18 protein-coding genes are annotated in these 21362 nt (G+C 69.6%); 8 read left to right on the top strand and 10 right to left on the bottom strand.

What is annotated here, in order from left to right; translation table 11 throughout:
• The first annotated feature begins 20 nt into the window (after positions 1 to 20).
• Positions 21 to 1307 (top strand): alpha/beta hydrolase family protein, encoded by a 1287-nt coding sequence (locus SD37_RS19360; protein WP_044853219.1) that lies wholly within the window; start codon positions 21 to 23, stop codon positions 1305 to 1307.
• 67 nt (positions 1308 to 1374) lie between these two features.
• Positions 1375 to 1806 carry an acyl-CoA thioesterase gene (locus SD37_RS19355; protein ID WP_044853218.1) on the top strand — a complete coding sequence of 144 codons (432 nt, stop codon included), beginning with the start codon at positions 1375 to 1377 and terminating at the stop codon, positions 1804 to 1806.
• Here SD37_RS19355 and SD37_RS19350 read toward each other — a convergent pair.
• Complete coding sequence (locus tag SD37_RS19350) at positions 1794 to 3389, bottom strand: alkaline phosphatase D family protein (RefSeq protein ID WP_044853472.1); 1596 nt, start codon at positions 3387 to 3389, stop codon at positions 1794 to 1796. The two genes, SD37_RS19355 and SD37_RS19350, sit on opposite strands and share 13 nt — an antisense overlap.
• Before the next feature lie 111 nt (positions 3390 to 3500).
• Between SD37_RS19350 and SD37_RS19345 the strand changes: the two genes are divergently transcribed.
• Complete coding sequence (locus SD37_RS19345; RefSeq protein ID WP_037305074.1) at positions 3501 to 3962, top strand: tRNA (cytidine(34)-2'-O)-methyltransferase; 462 nt, start codon at positions 3501 to 3503, stop codon at positions 3960 to 3962.
• Between the two features lie 85 nt (positions 3963 to 4047).
• On the opposite strand, the gene SD37_RS19340 is transcribed toward SD37_RS19345, so the two are convergent.
• The 6 genes from SD37_RS19340 to SD37_RS19315 form a co-directional block, all read right to left on the bottom strand.
• Positions 4048 to 5028: a VWA domain-containing protein gene (locus SD37_RS19340; RefSeq protein ID WP_044853217.1), complete on the bottom strand. Its 981-nt coding sequence runs from the start codon at positions 5026 to 5028 to the stop codon at positions 4048 to 4050.
• On the bottom strand, positions 5025 to 5909 hold the full coding sequence (locus tag SD37_RS19335) for a DUF58 domain-containing protein (RefSeq protein WP_236725471.1): 885 nt from the start codon (positions 5907 to 5909) through the stop codon (positions 5025 to 5027). Before SD37_RS19335 ends, SD37_RS19340 begins: the two co-directional genes overlap by 4 nt.
• Before the next feature lie 69 nt (positions 5910 to 5978).
• Entirely contained in the window at positions 5979 to 7049 is a 1071-nt protein-coding gene (locus SD37_RS19330) for an AAA family ATPase (RefSeq protein WP_037305078.1), read from the bottom strand.
• Positions 7050 to 7173: 124 nt separating this feature from the next.
• Positions 7174 to 9444, bottom strand: a complete 2271-nt coding sequence (locus SD37_RS19325; RefSeq protein ID WP_044853215.1) for a P-loop NTPase fold protein — start codon at positions 9442 to 9444, stop codon at positions 7174 to 7176.
• Between the two features lie 43 nt (positions 9445 to 9487).
• Complete coding sequence (gene mobA, locus SD37_RS19320) at positions 9488 to 10030, bottom strand: molybdenum cofactor guanylyltransferase (protein WP_044853214.1); 543 nt, start codon at positions 10028 to 10030, stop codon at positions 9488 to 9490.
• A gap of 3 nt (positions 10031 to 10033) precedes the next feature.
• Complete coding sequence (locus tag SD37_RS19315; RefSeq protein ID WP_044853213.1) at positions 10034 to 11383, bottom strand: NlpC/P60 family protein; 1350 nt, start codon at positions 11381 to 11383, stop codon at positions 10034 to 10036.
• A gap of 378 nt (positions 11384 to 11761) precedes the next feature.
• On the opposite strand from SD37_RS19315, the gene acnA reads away from it, so the two are divergent.
• Both acnA and SD37_RS19305 read left to right on the top strand, forming a co-directional pair.
• The gene (gene acnA, locus SD37_RS19310) at positions 11762 to 14572 is read left to right on the top strand and encodes an aconitate hydratase AcnA (RefSeq protein ID WP_044853212.1); all 2811 of its coding nucleotides are present in this window, start codon (positions 11762 to 11764) and stop codon (positions 14570 to 14572) included.
• Positions 14573 to 14647: 75 nt separating this feature from the next.
• The gene (locus SD37_RS19305; protein ID WP_083255013.1) at positions 14648 to 15526 is read left to right on the top strand and encodes an alpha/beta fold hydrolase; all 879 of its coding nucleotides are present in this window, start codon (positions 14648 to 14650) and stop codon (positions 15524 to 15526) included.
• Between the two features lie 242 nt (positions 15527 to 15768).
• Here the strand turns inward: SD37_RS19305 and SD37_RS19300 are convergent, their stop codons facing one another.
• The 3 genes from SD37_RS19300 to SD37_RS19290 form a co-directional block, all read right to left on the bottom strand.
• Complete coding sequence (locus SD37_RS19300; RefSeq protein ID WP_044853211.1) at positions 15769 to 16251, bottom strand: MgtC/SapB family protein; 483 nt, start codon at positions 16249 to 16251, stop codon at positions 15769 to 15771.
• A 191-nt stretch (positions 16252 to 16442) separates the two neighbouring features.
• Complete coding sequence (locus SD37_RS19295) at positions 16443 to 17480, bottom strand: hypothetical protein (RefSeq protein WP_145926670.1); 1038 nt, start codon at positions 17478 to 17480, stop codon at positions 16443 to 16445.
• Positions 17481 to 17580: 100 nt separating this feature from the next.
• Positions 17581 to 18486 carry a LysR family transcriptional regulator gene (locus tag SD37_RS19290; protein WP_044853209.1) on the bottom strand — a complete coding sequence of 302 codons (906 nt, stop codon included), beginning with the start codon at positions 18484 to 18486 and terminating at the stop codon, positions 17581 to 17583.
• 75 nt (positions 18487 to 18561) lie between these two features.
• On the opposite strand from SD37_RS19290, the gene SD37_RS19285 reads away from it, so the two are divergent.
• Genes SD37_RS19285 through SD37_RS19275 form a run of 3 tightly spaced genes read left to right on the top strand, consistent with a single transcriptional unit; the run spans position 18562 to position 21331 of the window.
• Entirely contained in the window at positions 18562 to 20067 is a 1506-nt protein-coding gene (locus tag SD37_RS19285; protein ID WP_044853470.1) for an MFS transporter, read from the top strand.
• 14 nt (positions 20068 to 20081) lie between these two features.
• Positions 20082 to 20972 (top strand): SDR family oxidoreductase, encoded by an 891-nt coding sequence (locus SD37_RS19280; RefSeq protein WP_044853208.1) that lies wholly within the window; start codon positions 20082 to 20084, stop codon positions 20970 to 20972.
• A gap of 11 nt (positions 20973 to 20983) precedes the next feature.
• The gene (locus SD37_RS19275; protein ID WP_044853207.1) at positions 20984 to 21331 is read left to right on the top strand and encodes a darcynin family protein; all 348 of its coding nucleotides are present in this window, start codon (positions 20984 to 20986) and stop codon (positions 21329 to 21331) included.
• Positions 21332 to 21362: the final 31 nt, after the last annotated feature.

The raw sequence follows: 21362 nt of genomic DNA, 5'->3' as shown, positions 1-21362 counted from the left end.
TCGGACGAAAGGACTCCACAGTGTCATCGAGACACACCTGGGCGGTGCGGGGTTCGGCGCTTCTGGCCGGTCTGACCGCCGCCGCCGGACTCGCGACCGCGGCCCCCGCCGCGGCGGCGGAGCCGATCCGGTTCACCACACCGGCGCCGACCGGCGACCACGCGATCGGCACCACCGAACTCCATCTGGTCGACAGCTCCCGGCCCGATCCCTGGAAACCGGATCGCCGCCGCGAACTCATGGCCACCGTGACCTATCCCGCGGACCGCCACGGTGACGGACCGCGGGCGCCCTGGCTCAGCGACGCCATGGCCGACACACTGGACGACGGGCTGAACAGCCCCGCCTACCTCGACGTCCCGCCGGGCTCGATCGACTGGACGTCCGCGAAACGCCACGCGCGCACGGACGTACCCGTGAGCCTGTGGGGCGGTCCTCGTCCGGTCGTCGTGTTCTCGCCCGGCTTCTCCGTGCCGAGGGAATTCGACACCGTCCTCACCGACGATCTGGCGAGCCGCGGATACGTCGTCGTCTCGCTCTCGCACACTTACGAGAGCATGGCCGTCGAGTTCCCCGGCGGCCGGATCGAGCGGGCCCCGCAACGGGAACTGGATCCCGCGACGATGAAGACGGCCATCGACGCCAGGGTGGCGGACAGCCGGTTCGTCCTCGACCAGCTGTCCCTCCTGGCACACGGGGTGAACCCCGACGCCGGGCACCGGCCGCTGCCCCGCGGCCTCGGCCGGCTGCTCGACCTCTCCCGCGTCGGCATGTTCGGGCATTCCTACGGCGGTTTCACCTCCGGCGAAACGATGTACCACGACCGCCGGGTCGACGCGGGGATCAACCTCGACGGCGCCCTCGCGAGCGCGTTCGGCTTCCCGGAAGGCACCCCGTACGTCCCGGGAGAGGTCGTCAAGCACGGCCTCGACCGCCCCTTCATGCTGATGGGCTCGGAACTCACCGATCCGGTCACCGGCAAGCCCGTCGAGCACACGCACGCGAATCCCTACGACCGCAGCTGGGTCGAGTTCTGGGGGAACCAGCGCGGCTGGAAACGCGATCTGCTGCTGCGCGGGAGCGCGCACATGGGCTACAGCGACCTGCAGGCCGTCGTCCCGCAGCTGGCCTCGCTCGTCAAACCGGCGAAGGTGCGCGAACTCATCGGCACGATCGACCCGCGCCGCTCCGTCGCCGCGCAGCGCGACTACATCGGGGCCTTCTTCGACCTGCACCTGAAGGGCCGGGACAGGCACCTGTTCGACCGCGAGTCGCCGCGCCATCCGGACGTCGACTTCATCGACTGACACGCGCGTGAAGGCCTCCTTCCCCCGGCTGAGCCGGGGGAAGGAGGCCTTCACGTAAATTGGCCAGGTGACCGAACCACGGAAACCGATCGTCGAGATGCCGCTGCGCGTGCGCTACCACGAATGCGACGGGCAGGGCATCGTCTTCAACGCGCACTATCTCGCCTACGTCGACATGGCCATGTTCGACGTGGAGAAAACCCTCTTCGGCTCCCACAAGAACGCGCTGGAGCACGGCGCCGACCTCGTGGTCGCCGAATCGAACCTGCGCTACCACGCGCCGTGCCGCTACGACGAAGAACTGGTCATCGCCGTGTTCCTGGGCCACCTCGGGACGACGTCGCTGATCGTCGACTTCGAGGTCCGCCGCGGCGAAACCCTGTGCACGGAGGTCAAGACGCGCTACGTCTTCGTCGATCCCGTGACGCTGCGGAAGGCGGCGCCACCCGCGTCCGTGCGCGAGGCGTACGCCGCCCTCCTTCCCGCTCAGGCGGACTGAACGCCGGGGCGCCGGTCCTCCACGACGTAGCTGGCCCGCGTGCTGATCGGCGCGCCGGGGGTGTTGACGTACGGGACCACCCGGAAGTCACTGCGCCAGCGCTGCCGGTTCACGTTCACCCGGACATAGCCGCGCTGGTTGTTGAAGAACTTCATGTGCGGGTTGGCTTTCAGCAGGTTCTCACCCGCCGGGGTCATGTCGGCGCCGTTGCCGCCGCTGGTGATCGACGTCCCGACGAATTCGCTCGCCACGGTGGGCGAACCCGGGTCGCCGAAGTCGCGTTTGAGGTCCCAGGCGTAGTTCTGGTGCCGGTCGCCGGTGATGACCACCAGGTTCCGCACCCCGCGGTCCTGCGCCGCGGCGAGGACGCGGTCGCGGTCGGCGACGTAGCCGTCCCACGGGTCGAGGTAGACGTTGGTGGCGGCACCCGCGTCCGTGTCGGTCTGCCCCATCGGCGCCTGGTTGCCGAGGATCTGCCACCGCGCGCGGGACCGGGAGAAGCCGTCGAGCAGCCAGTTCCGCTGTTCCGAGCCGAGCAGGGTGCGGTTGTCGTCGAACCGTTCGGTGCAGTTCGCCGACTGGCCGTCACCACAGGGCTGGTCGTCGCGGTACTGGCGGGTGTCGAGCATGGTGAACTCGGCGAGCGTGCCGTAGCTCAGCCGCCGGTGAAGCCGCGCGTCCGGGCCCTTCGGCAGCTGGGCGATGCGGTACGGCAGGTGCTCGTACATCGCCTGGAAGGCCTGGGCGCGGCGCTGGCGGAACACCGCCGGGTCCTGGTCGGGTTCGTTGTCGGCCTGCGAAAGGTCACCGGCCCAGTTGTTCTCCACCTCGTGGTCGTCGTTGACGTGGATCCACGGGAAGGCGGCGTGCGCGGCCATCAGCGGCGCTTCGGACTTGTAGAGCGCGTACTGGAGCCGGTAGCGCGCGAGGTCGAAGGTCTCGCCCTTGAACTGCGCCCCCACCGGCGTTCCGCGGCCGACGCCCGTGACGCCGCTTTCGTAGAGGTAGTCGCCCAGGTGCACGACCAGGTCGAGGTCTTCGGCCGCCATGTGGTCGTAGGCGGTGAAGTGGCCCGCCTCCCACGACTGGCAGGACGCGAACGCGAAGTTCAGCTCACGCGGCGACGACCAGGCGACCGGCGCCGTCCGCGTACGGCCGACCGGCGAGATCTCGCCGCCCGCGCGGAACCGGTAGAAATACTGGTGGTCCGGCGCGAGACCGTGGATCTCGGGGTGCACGGAATGGCCCAGTTCGGGCGTGGCGACCACGGAGCCCCGGCGGATCACGCCGCGGAAGCGCTCGTCGACCGAAACCTCGTACTCGACACGCACCGGCGTCCTCGGCATACCGCCGAAGCCGTCGGCCTCGTAAGGCTTCGGCGCGAGCCTGGTCCAGAGCACGACACCGCCGGGCAGCGGGTCACCCGACGCGACGCCGAGGGTGAACGGGTTGCCGGCACCGCGGGCGAGCGGCATCGCGCCGGCGGCGTTCCAGGCACCGGTCCCCAGCAGGACGGCGGCCGCGCCGGCGGAGCCGTAACCGAGGAAGCGGCGCCGCGACAGGGGATGAGGGAGTGAAGGCATGAAGCCCTCCTGTGGTGGGATGGTCACGGGCGGGCCTCATGCTCGTCCGGTTCGATGGCCACCCGGCCGCGCTCAGGCGAAGCGACCGTGAACGAAAGACGATCAACCCTCGTGTTCCGCATCCTGTTCTACCGCCCGGAAATACCGCCCAACACGGGTAACGCGATCCGCTTGACCGCGAACACCGGCTGCGAACTCCACCTGGTGGAGCCGCTCGGTTTCACGCTGGAGGACAAGCAGCTGCGGCGCGCCGGACTCGACTACCACGACCTCGCGCGCGTCCACGTCCACGCGGACCTCGACGCGGCGTGGGCCGCGCTGCTCCCCGCGCGGGTCTACGCGTTCAGCGCGTCGGCGACGCGGCTGCACACCGACGTCGCGTATGAACCCGGCGACGTGCTGATGTTCGGGCCGGAGTCGGCCGGGCTGCCTGCTGAGGTCCAATCGGCCCCTGAGGTGACCGATCGGGTGCGGCTGCCGATGCTGCCGTCGAGCCGGTCCCTGAACCTGTCCAACACCGCGGCGATCAGCGTCTACGAGGCTTGGCGGCAGAACGGCTTCGCGACCCCGTGAGACGCCTGGCCCCAATGCTATGAAAGGTCCTTTCCTTGCAAAATTTGCGAGGAAGGACCTTTCATAGCACGCGCGGTAGGTGAAACTAGGGCAGCCGCTGCCCCAGGAAGAGCGAAGCGGCGGCACCGATCATCAAGACCAAAGTCCCGATGATGACCCAAGGACGGCTCGCGTCGGCGTCCTTCAGCTCGTAACCGATCTGCTCGCCGAGGTCGTTGTACACGCGCTTCAGCTCGTCCGCGCTGGCCGCCTTGTAGAAGTCGCCGCCCGAAAGCCGCGCGATCTCCTCCAGCGACTCGTCGTCGACCTTCACGTCCTGCGGTTTGCCGTCGATGTCGACCGAACCGTGCATGGTCCCGAACGAGATCGACGAGATCGGCACCTGCGCCTGCTTCGCGGCCTGCGCGGCGGTGTAGCCGCCTCGCGGGGCGTACAGGTCGTCGGGCACCGTCTGCTTGCCGTCGCTCATCAGGACGATCCGGGCGGGCGGCGGGCCTTCCGCGCCGCCGACGATCGCCGAGAAGCTCTCGATCGACTGCAGGGCGGCGAAGATCCCTTCACCGGTCGCCGTCGACTGCGCGAGTTTCAGGTTGTCGATCGCCTTCACGACGCCGCCGCGATCGGTGGTCGGCGCGACCAGCACGGTCGCCGTCCCCGCGAACGAGATCAGCCCGAGGTTCACCCCCGGCGTCATGTTCTGCGCGAACGAGCGCGCCGACTCCTGGGCCGCCTTCAGCCGGGTCGGGGCGACGTCGGTCGCCTCCATCGACAGCGAGGTGTCGATCACCAGCATCACGGTCGCCCGGTTGCGGGGCACCTTCTGCTCGGCGGTCGGCCCGGCGAGCGCGACCGTGAGCACCAGCAGCGAAAGCACGATCAGGATGGCGGGAACGTGCCGCACCCAGCCTTGGCTCTTCGGCGCGATCTTGTCCAGCAGTTCCAGGTTGGCGAACCGCATGGTGCGCTTGCGCCGGGCGCGCTGGGAGAGTACGTAGCCCACGGCCACGGCGACGACCGCCAGCAGCAGCAGGAACCACCACGGCGAGGCGAATCCGGTGAGGCTCACGCGACACCCCCGGACCAGCGGCGCTTGCGGGCCACCACGAACCGGACCATGTCCGCGATCCAGTCCGAATCGGTGCGCAGCACCAGATGCGCGGCACCGGCCCGGCGCAGCGCGGCCGCGACCTCCTGCCGGTGAGCGTGCGCCGCGGCGCCGAATTCCTTGCGCAGCAAGGCCGAAGCGTGCACTTCGCGCTGTTTCCCTGTCTCCGGGTCGGCCAGCACGACGGTGCCCACGTCGGGCAGGTCGATGTCGCGCGGGTCGAGCACTTCGATGGCGATGAGGTCGTGGTGCCCGCCGAGCGCGCGCAGCGGACGCTGCCATTCCGTGTCGCCGAGGAAATCGGAGATCACGACCGCGAGCCCGCGACGCCGCGGCGGACGGCGCAGCTTCTCCAGCGCCGCCGCCAGATCGCCGCGGACACCCACTTCGGCACGCGGGGTCTCGGCGATCTTGCGGACCAGTCCCCGCGCGTGCGGAAGACCGCCGCGCGCCGGGATACGCGTGATGCTGCCCGCCCCGTTGGTGACGAGCGCGCCGATCCGGTTGCCGCCCCCGCCGGTCAGGTGGGCGACCGCGGCCGTCGCGCAGACGACGAGATCGCGCTTCTCGCACAGCGCGGTGCCGAAGTCGAGGCTCGCGGACACGTCCGCCACCAGCCAGGTCTCCAGTTCACGGTCGGCGACGGTCTCCCGGATATGCGGGCTCGTCGTCCGCGCGGTGACCGCCCAGTCCATCCGGCGGACGTCGTCACCGGGCTGGTACGGCCGGGCCTCCCCCGGTTCCGAACCGGGCCCCGGCACCAGGCCGAGATGGTTGCCCTGCAGCAGACCGTCGAGACGGCGGCGCACGTCGAGTTCGAGCGTGCGCAGGCCCGCCTCCATCCGCTCCCCGCGGAGGACCGGCGGAGCCCAGGAAGGACGTTCGCCCTTCTCGTTCTTCACTCGGATTCCTTACCTGACGGGCGCGCCGGCCGGAACCGGGCCGCCTTGCCCGGCCCCGCCCTGCGGCCGGGCCGAGACCTGCGGCAGCGGCACGGTCTGCAGCACCCGCGTGATGATGTGGTCGATGGGGACGCCGTCGGCCAGCGCGTCGTAGGACAGGACGAGCCGGTGACGCAGCACGTCGGGGACGACGTCGACGACGTCCTGCGGGAGCACGTAGTCCCGGCCGCGGACCAGTGCCAGCGCGCGGGCCGCGGCGATGATGCCGAGGCTCGCCCGCGGCGAAGCGCCGTAGGACACCCAGCCCGCGACGTCGGCGAGACCGTGGTCGTTCGGGGTACGGGTGGTGAGCACGAGGCGGACGACGTAGTCGACCAGGGCGTGGTGCACGAACACCTGCGAAGCGACGTTCTGCAGCCGGACCAGCTCGGCGGGGCTCAGCACCTCTTGCGGGGTGGGCGGGGTGACGCCCATCCGGTAGATGATCTCCCGCTCTTCCTCGGCGGTCGGGTACTCGACGACGATCTTGAACAGGAACCTGTCGCGCTGCGCCTCGGGCAGCGGGTAGACGCCCTCGTTCTCGATCGGGTTCTGCGTGGCGAGCACGAGGAACGGGTCGGGCATCGGGAAGGTCTGGCCGCCGATCGACACATGCCGTTCGGCCATCACCTCGAGCATCGCCGACTGCACCTTCGCCGGCGCGCGGTTGATCTCGTCGGCGAGCACGAAGTTCGCCACCACCGGGCCGAGTTCGACGTCGAACCGCTCGGCGCCCTGGCGGTAGATCCGGGTGCCGAGGATGTCGGCGGGGACCAGGTCCGGGGTGAACTGCACCCGCGAGAACGAGCCGCCCACCACGCGCGCGAAGGTCTCGACGGCGAGGGTCTTGGCGACCCCGGGGACGCCTTCGAGCAGGAGGTGCCCCCTGGCCAGCAGGCCGACCAGCATCCGCTCGACCAGCCTGTCCTGGCCGACGATGATCCGCTTGACCTCGAACACGGTCCGCTCCAGCAACTGGGCGTCCCGCGCCGGCGTTCCGGGCTGCTGCTGCGCGCCGTCGGCGTAGCCGGGCTCGGTCACTCGTGCCTCCTGTGTTCCCCGCTTGCGTTCTTGCGTCCGGATGTGACCGTAGTGGTCGGTGGCACAGCCGTTCGTGAAGGTAGCCAACCGGACCACCGGTATGACCGCTGTGAAGGGCTTCCGCTCACGTCAGCCCCCGCTCCTTCCGGAACTCCGCGAGGTCGTCCCACGCCTGCCGCGGATGCATCGCCATCCGCCGCCGGACGACGGCGAGCCGGTGCAGCCCTGGCCCCAGCCGGTCACCCGTCAGGGTGTCGTCGAAGATCTCCAGCACCGTCGCGCAGAACAGCACGAAACAGCCGCTGTGCCAGCGCAGGTCGCTGATCGGCGCGGCCGTGTCCTCCCCGTCGGCCCGCACGAGACGGGCGGCGAGTCCGGCCAGCTCCCCCGGTGCCTCGGTACCGGGGACGCCGAGCAGGTCGGTGGTCAGGGCGACCAGTTCGGGCGAGCGCTCCAAGGTCGCCGCCGTCGCGGTGAACGCCCGGGTCTTGCCCGCCAGCTCGGCGGTGACCAGGGTGCGCGCGACGGTCTCCAGCGACGGCCGGTAGCTCTCGTTCGCGAGGTCCACCATCTCGACGGCACAACGCTTGAGATCCCGGGGCAGCCCGCCCGAAAGGCAATGCGCCAGGTAGCAGAACTGCTCGGAGATCCCCCGCAACCGCAGGGCGACCCACAGCCTGCTTTCGTCCAAAGTGAACGGTTCCAGCCGCACCATCTCCGAGAACGCGCTGTCGAACGCGTCGCGGACGCCGAGCCCGCGCTGTTCGAAGCCGAGCACCGCGTCGTCGGAAACCGACACGAAGAACAGGCAGCCAGGGACGTCGAAAACGCCCTTCACGTCGTTGATGAACTGGTGCGCCTTCTCGGGCTCCCCGATCTTGTCCAGTTCGTCGATCGCGATCACGACCCGCCCGGCGACGTCCTCCGCGGCGAGGCATGCCGCCGCCAGTTCGGCGAACTCCCGGAACTTGTCGACGACCTCGGGATGCGTGAGCTGCTGCTCGGCACGCTGGGTGGACCAGGTCCGGCCCGCCTCGCCCCTCAGCGGCATGCTGAGCTTCCCGGACCATCCGGTCGTGTAAGTCTGCAGGAACCGGATCCGGTCGAGTTGCTGCCTGGTGATGCGCTGCAACCGGTTGAGATCCGCTTCTCCCCACCGGGCGATCAGATACAGGAGCGGGCTCAGGAGAACCCTGAGCACGCCGTAACTCTCCCGCACCAGGACAGCGGTCAGAACACCGGCGGCCAGCAGGCGCCGGACCGGAAGCCCCGACCACACCTGACCCGGCGTGAGCCTGCCGTGCAGAATGTCGCCGCCGAACGCTGCCAGTTCCGATGCCGCTTGCTGAACGCTTCCGCCCCACAGCAGCCAAACGGCCACCAAGGCGACGCAGACCTTCAGCGCGTGGGAGAGCAGCCGCCAGGCCGTCCTGCCGAGCACCGTCCACCACCGGACCTGATCCGCCGTCCGGGTCCGCCCCGGCGGGATCGCGGCCAGTACGGCCTTGCAGAGCAGCGCGTGCAGGTGCAGGACGAAGTCACGGGCTTCGTAGGCCGCCGGCGCCGATCCGACCACGACCAGCGGCGCAGCCTGGCCCGCCTGGCTGAGCAGCCCTTGTTCGAGCGAGCGGATCGAGGTGGTCTTACCCGCTCCCCGGCTGCCGGCCAGGGCGATCGCGACCGAATCGGCGCGGTCGACGATCCGCCGCAGCCTCCTGACCGCCGCCGTGTGCACGAGATCGTGTCCCGGCTCCTCGTCCTGGGGATCCGGTTCGGCGAAGGTCAGGTCGGTACTGTCGAAGGTCCGCCGGTGGTCCTGGATGTAGGCGCGAAGTTCGGGAAGGACGATCTCCCGGAGCGCGTGGTCACGGCGGTCGCCGAGGGCGACCAGATCCGGATGCGGGACGGTGCCCGCGAGCCGTCCCTTGTCCCGGACGAACAGCACCGGGAACCGGCGGACGATCCGTCCCGCCGACAGCGTGATCACGCAGGCGAGGCCGAGCAGCCCGAAGGCCTGGAAACCCAGCGGCATCGCGGGCCAGGCGAGCTGCAACACGGTGAAGTAGCCGGCCACCAGGACCCCGACACCGGCCAGCAGGCCGACTTCCTCCAGCGCCAGGTCCCAGGAGGGCGGCCTGCCCGGCGCGCGCTGGGCACGTTCGCGTTCCATCCTGACCTTGGCGAGCGCCGACACACTGGCGAGGATCGCCTGCCGCGCCTCCTCGGCACGCAGTTCCTCCCGCTTGAGCCCGCCCGCGATCTCCGGCAGGTCCAGCGCCTCGTCGAGCAGCTCCTCCAGGGCGAGCCGGGTGGACCACGTGTCGAAGTCGCCGAAGAACGCCTCGCTGTCTCCGAGAACGGTCGATCGATACGTCACCCTGGGCCGCGAGCTCACCGGCTTATGATGCCGAACCAAGCCGGGAGGTTCCCTGGGCGTCTCAGGAAAACCGGTCCAGATCCTCCGGGGTGTCGATATCGTCGCTCTCCCCCGGCTCCTCCGGCACCTCGACGATCTCCAGCCCGCCGAGCGTCCGCCGCAGCGACGCGTTCTCGACCCGCTCCGGCAGCGCCGACCGCAGGGCCTCGGCCCGCCAGGCGCCGAGCAGCCACTGCCGCTCGCCCGAGGAATCGACCAGGACCGCCCCCGGCGCCGTGCCCAGCGCCGCCGTCAGCCTGTCCACAGTGGACCTGCGCACCCCGGCGAGGTCGCCGGCCAGCACGACGACGATCTCCGTGGGCACCATGGCGAGCCCCGCCGCCAGCGCGGCGACCGGGCCCGCGCCCGGCGAAGCCTCCCGCGTCCACCGCACGCCGCCGAAACCCGGCCGTTCCGGGCCGACGACGATCACCGGGTCCGCGTCGGCGAGCGCCGCCAAAGCCCGCGCCATCAACGGTTTTCCGCCGACGGGCAACGCGGGTTTGTCCACACCGGACAGACGGCGCGCGGCGCCGCCCGCCAGCACGATGCCCGCGTATGCCACGCCCTAGCCGATCAAGCGGGTCGCGTACGGCATGATGCCGCCGTAGCGCACCGGCGCGATCCGCACCCGCAGACCCGACTGCGGCGCCTCGACCATCTGCCCGTTCCCGAGGTACATCGCGACGTGGTGGATCCCCCGCGCGCTGCCGCCCCAGAAGAGCATGTCACCGCGGCGCATCTGGGATAGCGGCACCTTCCGCCCGGCGTCGTACTGGTATCCGCTGTAGTGCGGGAGCGCCCGCACCCCCGCGAAGGCGTAGATCATCAGGCCGGAACAGTCGAAGCCGATCTTCATGTAGTCGCCGTAGCGGTCCGCCGTGCCGCCGTCGCGGATACCGCGGGTGGGGCCGGAGGTGTTTCCGCCACCCCACGCGTACGGAAGTCCCAGCTGCGACAGCGCCCGTTGCACGACGGCCTCGACACTCGCCCCGGCGGGAGCCGACTGGACGGGCCTGCCCGACGGACGGCCACTGCCGCCCTGGCTCGGCCTCGACGCGGCGAGCGCGGCCTGACGGGCGCGTTCCTCGTCCTCGCGGGCCTTCTGCGCCTTCCAGTCTTCGTAGCGCTGACGCTGGCCCTGCAGGCCGCTGACCTTCTGCTGCGCCTCGAAGAGCTGCTTCTCGACGTTCGCCTTGTCGGCTTCCAGCAGCTCGTTCTGCGTGGCCTGGGTGTCCTGCGCGTGCTGGGCGGCGCTTTGGGCGTTGTCGGCCTCGTGTTTCGCCGCCTCGGCCTCGCGCTTGCGCTCCTGCGCGATCTCCAGCTTCTTGCGCGCCGTCGCGTCCTTGTTGGACTTCTCCGTCTGCGCGCGCTTCATCGTGTCGAGCGCGTTGAGCCTGCTGCCGCCGACGGCGTCGAGCAGCTGCGCGCGGCCGAGCAGTTCCTTGGGGCTGTCGGCGGTGAGGTAGGCCGACACCGAACCGATGGTGCTGCCCTGCTGGAAGCTGGCGGCGGCGAACTTGTCGAGGTCCGCGCGGGCCTTGTCGATGGCGGCCTGCGCGGCGTCGGCCTCGGTGCGCGCGGACCGCGCTTCCCGGTCGGCCTGCGCGGCGGCGTCCTGCGCGCTCTCCGCGTCGACCCGCGCCTTGTTGGCCTCTTCCATCTTCAGCTCGACTTCGTCGTTGAGCTGAGCGAGCTTCGACTCGGCCTGGGCCAGCTGGTTGGTGAGCCTGCCGACATCGCCCGCCTTGGCGTTGGCCTCGGCCTTGCTCGAGTTGATCTCGGAGTCACTGGGGTTCGGCGGGGGCGGCGGGACCGCGAGACCCGTGCCGGTCACCCCGAGCAACAGGACGACGCCGAGCGCGGCGAGGGTCACGCCACGGCGGGCCACGGTCCCGGACCCGGTTTCACCACGCACGATCCGCCCACCTCCTGATCTTGAACTTCCGGCTCACTGTGCCACTGCTGCATCAGCATTACCAGAAGCACCACCAGGAACTTACACACCGTAGGCACCATTTCCCCTCAACGGGGGACGAACAGACGAACGTTTCGTCACTCGAACGGACGCGGCCGATGAGACGTTGATGACCGGCGTGGCGGCTTGCTTCCCAAAAAGGACGCGCGTACTGTTTTAAGGGACGAACGAGGTGTGCCATCCCGCGTCCGGACTTACGGTGGGGGTGCGCAAGACTCGCTCCGGGTCGACCCGACGGCCTGGAAACACACTGAGAACACACCGAACTGACCCGGGACGAACGCTCACGAGCCTGAGTCCATGCCACTGGAGTTAGAAGTGACTGCACCTGCCAGCAAGGACAGCTTCGGCGCCAAAGACACGCTGAAGGTGGGCGACGCCTCCTACGAGGTGTTCCGCCTGAACAAGGTCGAGGGCTCCGAGCGCCTTCCCTACAGCCTGAAGATCCTGCTCGAGAACCTGCTGCGGACCGAGGACGGCGCGAACATCACCGCCGACCACATCCGCGCGCTCGGCGACTGGGACGCCAAGGCGGACCCGTCGATCGAGATCCAGTTCACCCCCGCCCGCGTGATCATGCAGGACTTCACCGGCGTGCCCTGCGTCGTCGACCTCGCCACCATGCGCGAGGCCGTCACCGACCTCGGCGGCGACCCGGACAAGGTGAACCCGCTGGCTCCCGCCGAGCTGGTCATCGACCACTCGGTCATCATCGACGTGTTCGGCCGCGCCGACGCCTTCGAGCGCAACGTCGAGATCGAGTACGAGCGCAACCGCGAGCGCTACCAGTTCCTGCGCTGGGGCCAGGGCGCCTTCGACGAGTTCAAGGTCGTCCCGCCGGGCACCGGCATCGTGCACCAGGTCAACATCGAGCACCTCGCGCGCACGGTCATGGCCCGCAACGGCCAGGCGTACCCCGACTCCTGTGTCGGCACCGACTCGCACACCACGATGGTCAACGGCCTCGGCGTGCTGGGCTGGGGCGTCGGCGGCATCGAGGCCGAGGCGGCCATGCTGGGCCAGCCGGTCTCCATGCTCATCCCGCGCGTCGTGGGCTTCAAGCTCACCGGCGAGATCCCCACCGGCGTGACCGCCACCGACGTCGTGCTCACCATCACCGAGATGCTGCGCAAGCACGGTGTGGTCAGCAAGTTCGTCGAGTTCTACGGCGAGAGCGTCGGCGCGGTGCCGCTGGCCAACCGCGCCACCATCGGCAACATGAGCCCGGAGTTCGGCTCCACCGCGGCGATCTTCCCGATCGACGAGGAGACCGTCCGCTACCTCAAGCTCACCGGCCGGTCCGAGGAGCAGGTCGCGCTCGTCGAGGCCTACGCCAAGGAGCAGGGCCTTTGGCACGACCCGTCGCACGAGCCGGAGTACTCGGAGTACATCGAGCTGGACCTCTCGACGGTCGTCCCGTCGATCGCCGGCCCGAAGCGCCCGCAGGACCGCATCGAGCTCACCGACGCGAAGAACTCCTTCCGCAAGTCGATCCACGACTACGTCGGCGGCGAGCAGGACACCCCGCACACCAACGTCGACGAGGCCGTCGAGGAGTCCTTCCCGGCCAGCGACCCGGCCGCCCTCTCGTTCAAGGACGAGGGCGCGGTCGACATCCAGTCGGCGGCGAACGGCCACAGCGGCCGCCCGAGCAAGCCGGTCAAGGTCAGCACCTCCGACCGCGGCGAGTTCGTCCTCGACCACGGCGCCGTGGTGATCGCCTCGATCACCTCGTGCACCAACACCTCCAACCCGTCGGTCATGCTCGGCGCGGCGCTGCTCGCGCGCAACGCGGTCGACAAGGGCCTCGCGGTCAAGCCGTGGGTCAAGACCTCGATGGCGCCGGGTTCGCAGGTCGTCACCGACTACTACACCAAGGCCAACCTGTGGCCGTACCTGGAGAAGCTGGGCTACCACCTGGTCGGCTACGGCTGCACCACCTGCATCGGCAACTCGGGCCCGCTGTCGGACGAGATCTCCGCGGCGATCCAGGAGAACGACCTCACCGCGGTTTCGGTGCTCTCGGGCAACCGGAACTTCGAAGGCCGCATCAACCCCGACGTGAAGATGAACTACCTCGCGTCGCCGCCGCTGGTCATCGCCTACGCGCTCGCCGGCACGATGGACTTCGACTTCGAGAACCAGCCGCTCGGCCAGGACACCGAGGGCAACGACGTCTTCCTGAAGGACATCTGGCCCTCGGCCAAGGAGATCCAGGAGACCATCGACTACGCGATCACGCAGGAGATGTTCACCAAGGACTACGCCGACGTCTTCGACGGTGGCGAGCGGTGGAAGTCCCTGCCCACCCCCGAGGGCAAGACCTTCGACTGGGACGCGGAGTCCACCTACGTCCGGAAGCCCCCGTACTTCGAGGGCATGAAGGCGGAGCCGTCCCCGGTCACCGACATCTCCGGCGCGCGCGTGCTGGCGAAGCTCGGCGACTCGGTCACCACGGACCACATCTCCCCCGCCGGCGCGATCAAGCCGGGCACCCCGGCCGCGCAGTACCTGACCGAGCACGGCGTGGAGAAGAAGGACTTCAACTCCTACGGCTCGCGTCGCGGTAACCACGAGGTCATGATCCGCGGCACCTTCGCGAACATCCGGCTGCGCAACCAGCTGCTGGACGACGTGCAGGGCGGCTACACCCGCGACTTCACCCAGGACGGCGCCCCGCAGGCGTTCATCTACGACGCGGCGCAGAACTACGCGGCGCAGGACATCCCGCTGGTCGTCCTGGGCGGCAAGGAGTACGGCTCCGGTTCGTCGCGTGACTGGGCGGCCAAGGGCACGCGCCTGCTGGGCGTGCGCGCGGTGATCACCGAGTCGTTCGAGCGGATCCACCGGTCGAACCTGATCGGCATGGGCGTCATCCCGCTGCAGTTCCCGGCGGGCGAGTCGGCCGCGTCGCTCGGCCTCGACGGCACCGAGACGTTCGACATCTCGGGTATCACCAAGCTGAACGAGGGCGAGACCCCGCGCACGGTCCACGTCACCGCGACGAAGACCGACGGCACCAAGGTGGAGTTCGACGCGGACGTCCGCATCGACACCCCGGGTGAGGCGGACTACTACCGCAACGGCGGCATCCTGCAGTACGTCCTGCGGAAGATGACCAAGGCGTAAAGCAACCCCCGCGAAGGCCCCTTTCCCCGCACTTCGGGGAAAGGGGCCTTCGTCGTTCTTCGGTACCGTGCGGGCATGACCACGGGGAGAGTTCAGGTCGAAAACGGCGAATTGGCCTACGAGGCCCGGGGCGACGGCGATCCGGTGATCCTGCTGCACGGCGGGATCCTCGACTCCCGGATGTGGGACGCCGAGATGACGGCGCTCGCACCACACCACACCGTCATCCGGTACGACGCGCGCGGGCACGGCGAGTCGTCCACGCCGACAGAGCGGTTCAAGCACTACGAGGATCTCCGCGAGCTGATGACCGCGTTGGGACTCCCCCGGGCCTCGCTCGTCGGCCTGTCCGGTGGCGGGCGGATCGCGGTCGACTTCGCGCTGACCTACCCGGATCTGGTCGAGAACCTCGTCCTGGTCGCCACCGGGCTCAGTGCGATGGTGACGAAGGACCCCTTCGTCCTGGAGCAGAACAAGAAGCTCGAAGAGGCGGGCGCCAAGGGCGATCTCCCCGGTGCCATCGAATGCATCCTGCGCATGTGGGTGGACGGGCCGCGGCGCGCCCCCGCCGACGTCGATCAGCGAGTCCGGCGGCTGTGCCAGGAGATGTACACGCAGACGGTCGTGCGGCACGGACTCTCCGGCTTCACGCTGATGGACGAACTCCGGGCCGTCGAACGCCTCGGCGAGCTGACCCCGCGCACCCTGACCTTGTTGGGAGATCTGGATTCCCCGGACATCCTGGCCATCGCCTGCCAGATCGAAAGCGAGGCACGCGACGCCCGGAGACTGGTCGTCCCCGGGGTCGCGCACATGATCAATCTGGAGAAACCCGCCGCGGGACCGGACTGGCTGACGGAAGCCAGTCTCGACCCCAGGTGTCCACAAGAGACCCCTGTCCGGCCCCAGGTGTCCAATTTGAGTAGTTTGCGCGGTTTTGGGATGGGGTCGTGAGTGATAAGTAGCGTTCTAACGCTCTTTATCACTCACGACCCCATCCTGAACCGTACTTCTAGGCATCGATCGGACACCGAGTCGCTGGTGACTATCCCTGGTGGACAGACATGGGACGCGCCCTGCCCCACGTGGGGCCCCTTGTCGATCGTCAAGGTAGTGAAGGCCTCCTTCGCTACCTTGAGGGTAAGCAAGGGGGCCTTCACAGTTGCGAGCCGATCGCGCCATGTTTGGCTTATCTCTCAAATAGAACCGTCATTGCCGCTCACGACCTCGGAGCAGTCTTCCCGGTGCCCGGGGCGGCGGTCGACGACGCGGCCCAGCGGGCGCAGGAGCACGTTGACCCCGACGATCACCGTGGTCCCCGCCAGCGCGACGACGTAAAGTCCCGCGCCCGCAAGGGATCCGACGGCCGCGGAGCACCACAGCGTGGCGGCGGTGTTGAGCCCGCGCACGTTCAGCCCGTCCCGCAGGATCACCCCGGCGCCGAGGAACCCGATACCGGAGACGATCTGGGCGGCCACCCGCGTCGGGTCGGCGTCACCGCTGCTGTTCAGCCCGCCGAAACCGTGGGCGGACAACAGGACGAAGAGGGTGGCGCCGACGGCGACGAGGGCGTTGGTGCGGAGACCGGCCATCCGGGCGCGGTACTGGCGCTCGATGCCGATGACGGCGCCGAGGCCGACGCCGGTGCCGACCCTGAGCAGCATTTCGAAGGTGTTCATGATTCCGGCTCTTTTCTGGCGTGCGTACACAAAGCCAGACAGGGAAAGGAGACCGGAGAAGGTCAGCGCACCGCGCACGCGGGTGAACGGCGACCGCTTCCGGTCGATCCAGAACTGTCTTCCGGCATGTGCCGCTCACCTCGCTTTCCTACTCGAACGGTGTTGATCAACCTTCGGAAGATACCACGCGGTCAGGGCTTCCAACGCACGGCGACCGCGCCGGACCGGCCGACGATCACGCCGTGAACGTTGATCGAAGTCGCGAAGGTGATGGTTCCCGGGCCTGCTCCAGCCGCCCTTCCGAGGTCGGTGAGGCTTCCGTCGGAGTTCCAGCGCACGGCGGTGTAGCGCCCTTCTGTGTCCTTCGACATACCGACCGCGGTGTTGTCGGGACCGGCGGCCCGCGCTTCGCTGTCCGGCTTGTCGGTGACCGGGAACCCGCCGAGATCCGTGACCGAACCGTCGGCCTTCCACCGCGTGGCGAACACGCCGTAGCTGCCGCCGACCGAACGCTGCACCGTGCCGACGATCGTCCCGTCGGCGCCGATGCCGAACGCCTTCGCGTAGTAACCGGACGGCAGGTACTGCAACCCGAGGACCGTCCCGTCCGGGGCCCAGCGGGTCGCGTGCGTCTGGTGGTCCTGCGCGGTCGACCAGCCCGCGATGGTGCCGTCGTCGGCGATCGCCGCCCCGCCGCCGGAGGTCCCGCCGGGGAGGGTGGCCAGTTCGGTGACCTTGCCGTCGGTCCCCCAGCGGACCGGCTTTCCGTAGTAGCTCGAGTAGGACGCCGAGCAATAGCCGGTGATCTGGCCGGTCGCGTTGATCGCGTCCGCCTGGCAGTACGTGGTTCCCGCGAGAGTGTCCAGGACGGTGATCCCGCCGTCCGGTGCCCAGCGGACGGCGCGCTGCCCCGTGCTGTTCGACGACAGCCCGACCACCGTTCCCGCGTTGTTGATCCCGGTGGCCTCACTCCGGGTGTCACCGGCCGCGGTGCCGAGATCGGTGACCGTTCCGTCGGCGCCCCAGCGCACGGCGTGCGAGGTACCGGCCGTGTTGGACCAGCCGACCGCTGCCCCGCTGTCGTTGATCCCGGCGGCACCGGCGACCGAGGAACCGGGCAGCGCGGGAAGCTCGGTGAGTACCGGGGCGGCCGAGGCCGAGGCCGGGGCGAGTACGGCCAACGCGACGGCGGATGCCCCGGCAATGGACAGAGTTCTCTTGGTACGCAAAGGTTTCCTTCCCCCAACCGCGGCGAGAATCGCGGATCAAGATCACCTTAGCAAGCGGCGATCGCTCCTCCCAGGTCATTTCCGGCTCCGGAAATTGCCGCTAATTGGGCGAACCGAACGCCGCACGGATCGTCTCCCGCAGCCAGCGCTGGGCGGGGTCGGCGTCGAGCCGGGCGTGCCAGAGCTGCCGGACCTCGACCTCCGGCAGTTCCGCCGGAACCGGGAACCAGCGGATCCCGAGCGAGCGGCCGTACTGCTCGGCCAGCCGCTGGGGCACGAGCCCGACGTAGTCGCTCGACGCGACCAGGAACGCCGAGACCGCGGAGGTGGGGACAACGGCCGCGACGCGCCGCCGCAGTCCTTCGGCCTCCAGGACGTCGTCGAGCGGACCCCGGGTACGACCCCGCCGCGACGACGAAACGTGGGGATAGCGGCAGAGCTGCGCCAGTGTCGGACGGCGGGCCCGGCCGAGCGGGCTGTCGACCCGGACGATCGCCACCACCCGTTCGCGGTACAGCAGCGTCGAGTGGATGTCCGGTGCCGCGAGATCGCCCGCGCCGATGTCCAGATCGACCGAGCCGTCCCGGAGCGCCTCGGCGCTTTCGCTGCCTTCGGCGACGAACCGCAGCACCACGCCGGGCGCGACGGCCGCGGTCGCTTCGACGGCCGCCGTCGCCAGTGTCGCGGCGACACCGTCGTTGATGCGGATGGTGAAGGTGCGTTCCAGCTCCCCGATCGCCGGCTCCCGATCCGCGCTGATCAACGCCGACGCTTCGTCGAGCAGCGATCGCACCCGCGGCGCGGTCCGGAGGGCGAACGGGGTCGGCACCATCCCGCGCCCGGCGCGCACCAGGATCGGATCCCCCATCGCCCGGCGCAGGCGGCTCAATGCCCGGCTCGTCGCGGGGATGGAGAGGTGCAGGCGCTCGGAGGCGCCGGTGACGCTGCCGTCCCGGAGCAGCGCGTCGAACACCCGCAGGAGATTGAGGTCCAGCTGGTCGGCCATAGTTGCATCGTACGCAAGTAATCCTTGTCAATGTTGCGTCGCACGAAGGCCGCGCTGGTCCCTAGCGTGGTGGACATGCCACTCCGCCTTCAAAATCGTGAGGACCCGGGCACCGCCTCGGGCCATCCGGCCGCCCGGCGCGGTCTGCTCACCGTCCTGTGCGCGTGTGTCGTGCTGGTCGTCGGGATGGTCGCCGCGATCAACCTCGCGGTCCCGATGCTGGCCGCGAGCGACCTGCGCCCGTCCGCCTCCGCCCTGATCTGGATCGTCGACACCTACGTCGTCTTCTTCGCCTGCCTCGTGATCCCCGGCGGCGCCGCGGGCGACCGCTTCGGCCGCAAGGGCGTGCTGCTCGCCGGTCTGGCGCTGTTCGCGCTCGGCGCCCTGCTCTCGGCGGTCGCGCCGAACCTGCCCGTCCTGCTGGCCGGCCGCGCGATCACCGGGATCGGGGCCGCCGCCGTGCTGCCCAACACGCTCGCCGTCCTGCTGCACGCCGTACCCGCCGAACGCAAGGGCGTGACCATCGCGACCTGGGCGTCGATGACCGGGATCGGCGGCGTGGTGGGGAATGTCGGGGGTGGCGCGGTGCTGTCCGGCGGGTCGTGGCGCTGGCTGTTCGTGGCCGCGATCCCGCTTTCCCTGGTGCTCGCCGCGCTCGTCGCCCGGATCGCGCCGGTGTCCCCGCGCCACGACCGTCCCCTCAGCCCGCTCGGCGCCATCCTGCTCGTCGGCGCGTCGGTCGCGTTGCTGCTCGGCATCGTCGAAGGACCCGAAGCGGGTTGGGGCAGCCCGGTCGTCCTGACCGGATTCGGCGGCGCCATGGTGCTCTTCGCCCTGTGGACGTTCGTGGAGCTGAAGGCCCGGCATCCGCTGCTCGATCCCCGGTTGTTCCGCGTGCCCGCGTTGCGCGGCGCCTGCCTCGGCATGACCGCCATCTTCTTCGGGATGTTCGCGCTGTTCTACGTCAACGCGTCGTTTCTCCAGTACGGCAAGGGTTTCAGTGTCCTGCTGACCGGGCTGGGGATCATCCCGCTGACCGTCCCGGTCATCCTCGGCGCGCGGCAGGTGGGCAGGCTCGTCCGGCGTGCCGGGGTCGACGTCACCGTCGCCCTCGCGTTCGTCTTCGTCGGCTGCGGCCTCCTCGGACTGTCCACAAGCGACACCGATACGTCCTATCCCGCCTACGCCGCCTGGCTTGTGGTCACCGGGATCGGTGTCACGCTGGCCCTTCCGACGCTGTCCTCCGCCATCGCCGGTTCGCTGGCCCCGGCACAGGCCGGTGTCGGCGCGGGGCTGCAGGCCACCACCCGCGAGTTCGGCAGCGCGCTCGGTGTCGCGGTCATCGGCACCGTCCTCACCGGACGGTTCGTCGCCACGCTGCCCCCGGACGTCCGCGCGAACCAGGATCCGCACACCGTCGCACAGGCCCTCGCGGCGGCGCCCGGTCGCGCGCCCGAAGTGATCTCCGCGTTCGTCACCAGCGCGGGCACGGCCCTGCGGGTGATCGGCGTGAGCGTGCTCGTCCTCGGGGCGCTCGTCGTCCTGCAGTCCCGTCTTTCCCGCACCCGCGGGAACCAGTAGAAGGAGCGATTCCCATGCACGTATTCGTCACCGGGGCGACCGGGTGGATCGGCTCGGCCGTCGTGGACGAGCTGCTCGACGCCGGGCACGAGGTCACCGGCCTCGCTCGCTCGGATACCTCCGCCGCCGCGCTGGAACGCAAGGGTGCTCGGGTCCGCCGTGGCGACCTCGACGATCTCGACGGTCTCCGCACGGGTGCCGAAGCGGCCGAGGCCGTCATCCACCTGGCGAACAAGCACGACTGGGCCGACCCCGCCGAGTCCGACCGCGCCGAGCGGTCCGCGGTCCAGACCTTCGCGGACACGCTGACCGGAACCGGCCGGGCCTTCGTCCTCGCCGCGGGTCTCTCGACCCTGGGCAAGGGCCGCCCCGCCACCGAAAGCGACCTCTCCCCCGCCGTCGGCCCGGACTCTCATCGAGGTGGCGCCGAGAACCTCGCGCTCGAGTACGCGGAGAAGGGGATGCGGGTGATCAGTGCCCGCTTCGCGCCTTCCGTCCACGGCATCGGCGACCACGGCTTCCTCGCGTCGCTCGTCGCGGCGGCCCGTGAACACGGCGTGTCCGGCTACATCGGCGACGGCACCACGGCGTGGGCGGCGGTGCACCGCACCGACGCGGCCCGGCTCGTCCGGCTGGGCCTCGAAGGCGCGCCCACCGGCTCGCTGCTCCACGTCGTCGCCGAAGAAGCCGTCACGACAAAGGAAATCGCCGAAGCCGTCGGACGGGCACTCGGTATCCCTGTGGTGTCCGTCGCGCCGGAGAAGGCCGCCGAGCACTTCGGTTTCGTCGGCCGGTTCTTCGCGACGGACATGTCCGCGTCGAGCGCGCGCACCCGCGAACTCCTCAAGTGGACCGCGTACGGGCCGACCCTGGTCGAGGACATCGAAGCCGGCGCCTACTCCTGAAAGGAATCACCATGTCCGAAGTGACCGCGTTCATGCTGGTGAAGACCACGCCCGAATGGCTCGGCCTGACGGTCGAACAACGTGTGGCGGTCTTCAAGACCGAAGTACTCCCGGCGATCGAGAGCAAGGTGAAGGGAGTCCGTTCCCGCTTCTTCGACACCGAGTTCTACTCGGCGCGGGTGACCGACGTGTGGGTGTGGGAGGCCCAGGACCATCACTCGTACCAGCTCCTCATCGAGGCGCTGCGCGAGACGCCCTTCTGGGACCGGTACTTCGAGATCGTCGACCTTCTCGTCGGCGTCGAGAACGCGTACGCCACGAACTACGGCCTGGACGCCTACGCGAGCGTCGACGTCTGAGGCCAGAAGTCCGTGAAGGCCTCCTTCTCGA

It is taken from the genome of Amycolatopsis orientalis (genome assembly GCF_000943515.2).
Classification (GTDB): Bacteria; Actinomycetota; Actinomycetes; order Mycobacteriales; family Pseudonocardiaceae; genus Amycolatopsis; species Amycolatopsis orientalis.
The sequence above is the reverse complement of the archived record's forward strand: the minus strand, read 5'-3'. Positions and strand labels throughout refer to the sequence as shown.

Coding starts and splice junctions, on each gene's coding strand:
- SD37_RS19350 (WP_044853472.1), bottom strand. CDS start 3,389: ATGCCTTCACTCCCTCATCCCCTGTCGCGGCGCCGCTTCCTCGGTTAC.
- SD37_RS19335 (WP_236725471.1), bottom strand. CDS start 5,909: ATGGAGGCGGGCCTGCGCACGCTCGAACTCGACGTGCGCCGCCGTCTC.
- SD37_RS19305 (WP_083255013.1), top strand. CDS start 14,648: ATGACCACGGGGAGAGTTCAGGTCGAAAACGGCGAATTGGCCTACGAG.
- SD37_RS19300 (WP_044853211.1), bottom strand. CDS start 16,251: ATGAACACCTTCGAAATGCTGCTCAGGGTCGGCACCGGCGTCGGCCTC.
- SD37_RS19290 (WP_044853209.1), bottom strand. CDS start 18,486: ATGGCCGACCAGCTGGACCTCAATCTCCTGCGGGTGTTCGACGCGCTG.
- SD37_RS19285 (WP_044853470.1), top strand. CDS start 18,562: ATGCCACTCCGCCTTCAAAATCGTGAGGACCCGGGCACCGCCTCGGGC.
- SD37_RS19280 (WP_044853208.1), top strand. CDS start 20,082: ATGCACGTATTCGTCACCGGGGCGACCGGGTGGATCGGCTCGGCCGTC.
- SD37_RS19275 (WP_044853207.1), top strand. CDS start 20,984: ATGTCCGAAGTGACCGCGTTCATGCTGGTGAAGACCACGCCCGAATGG.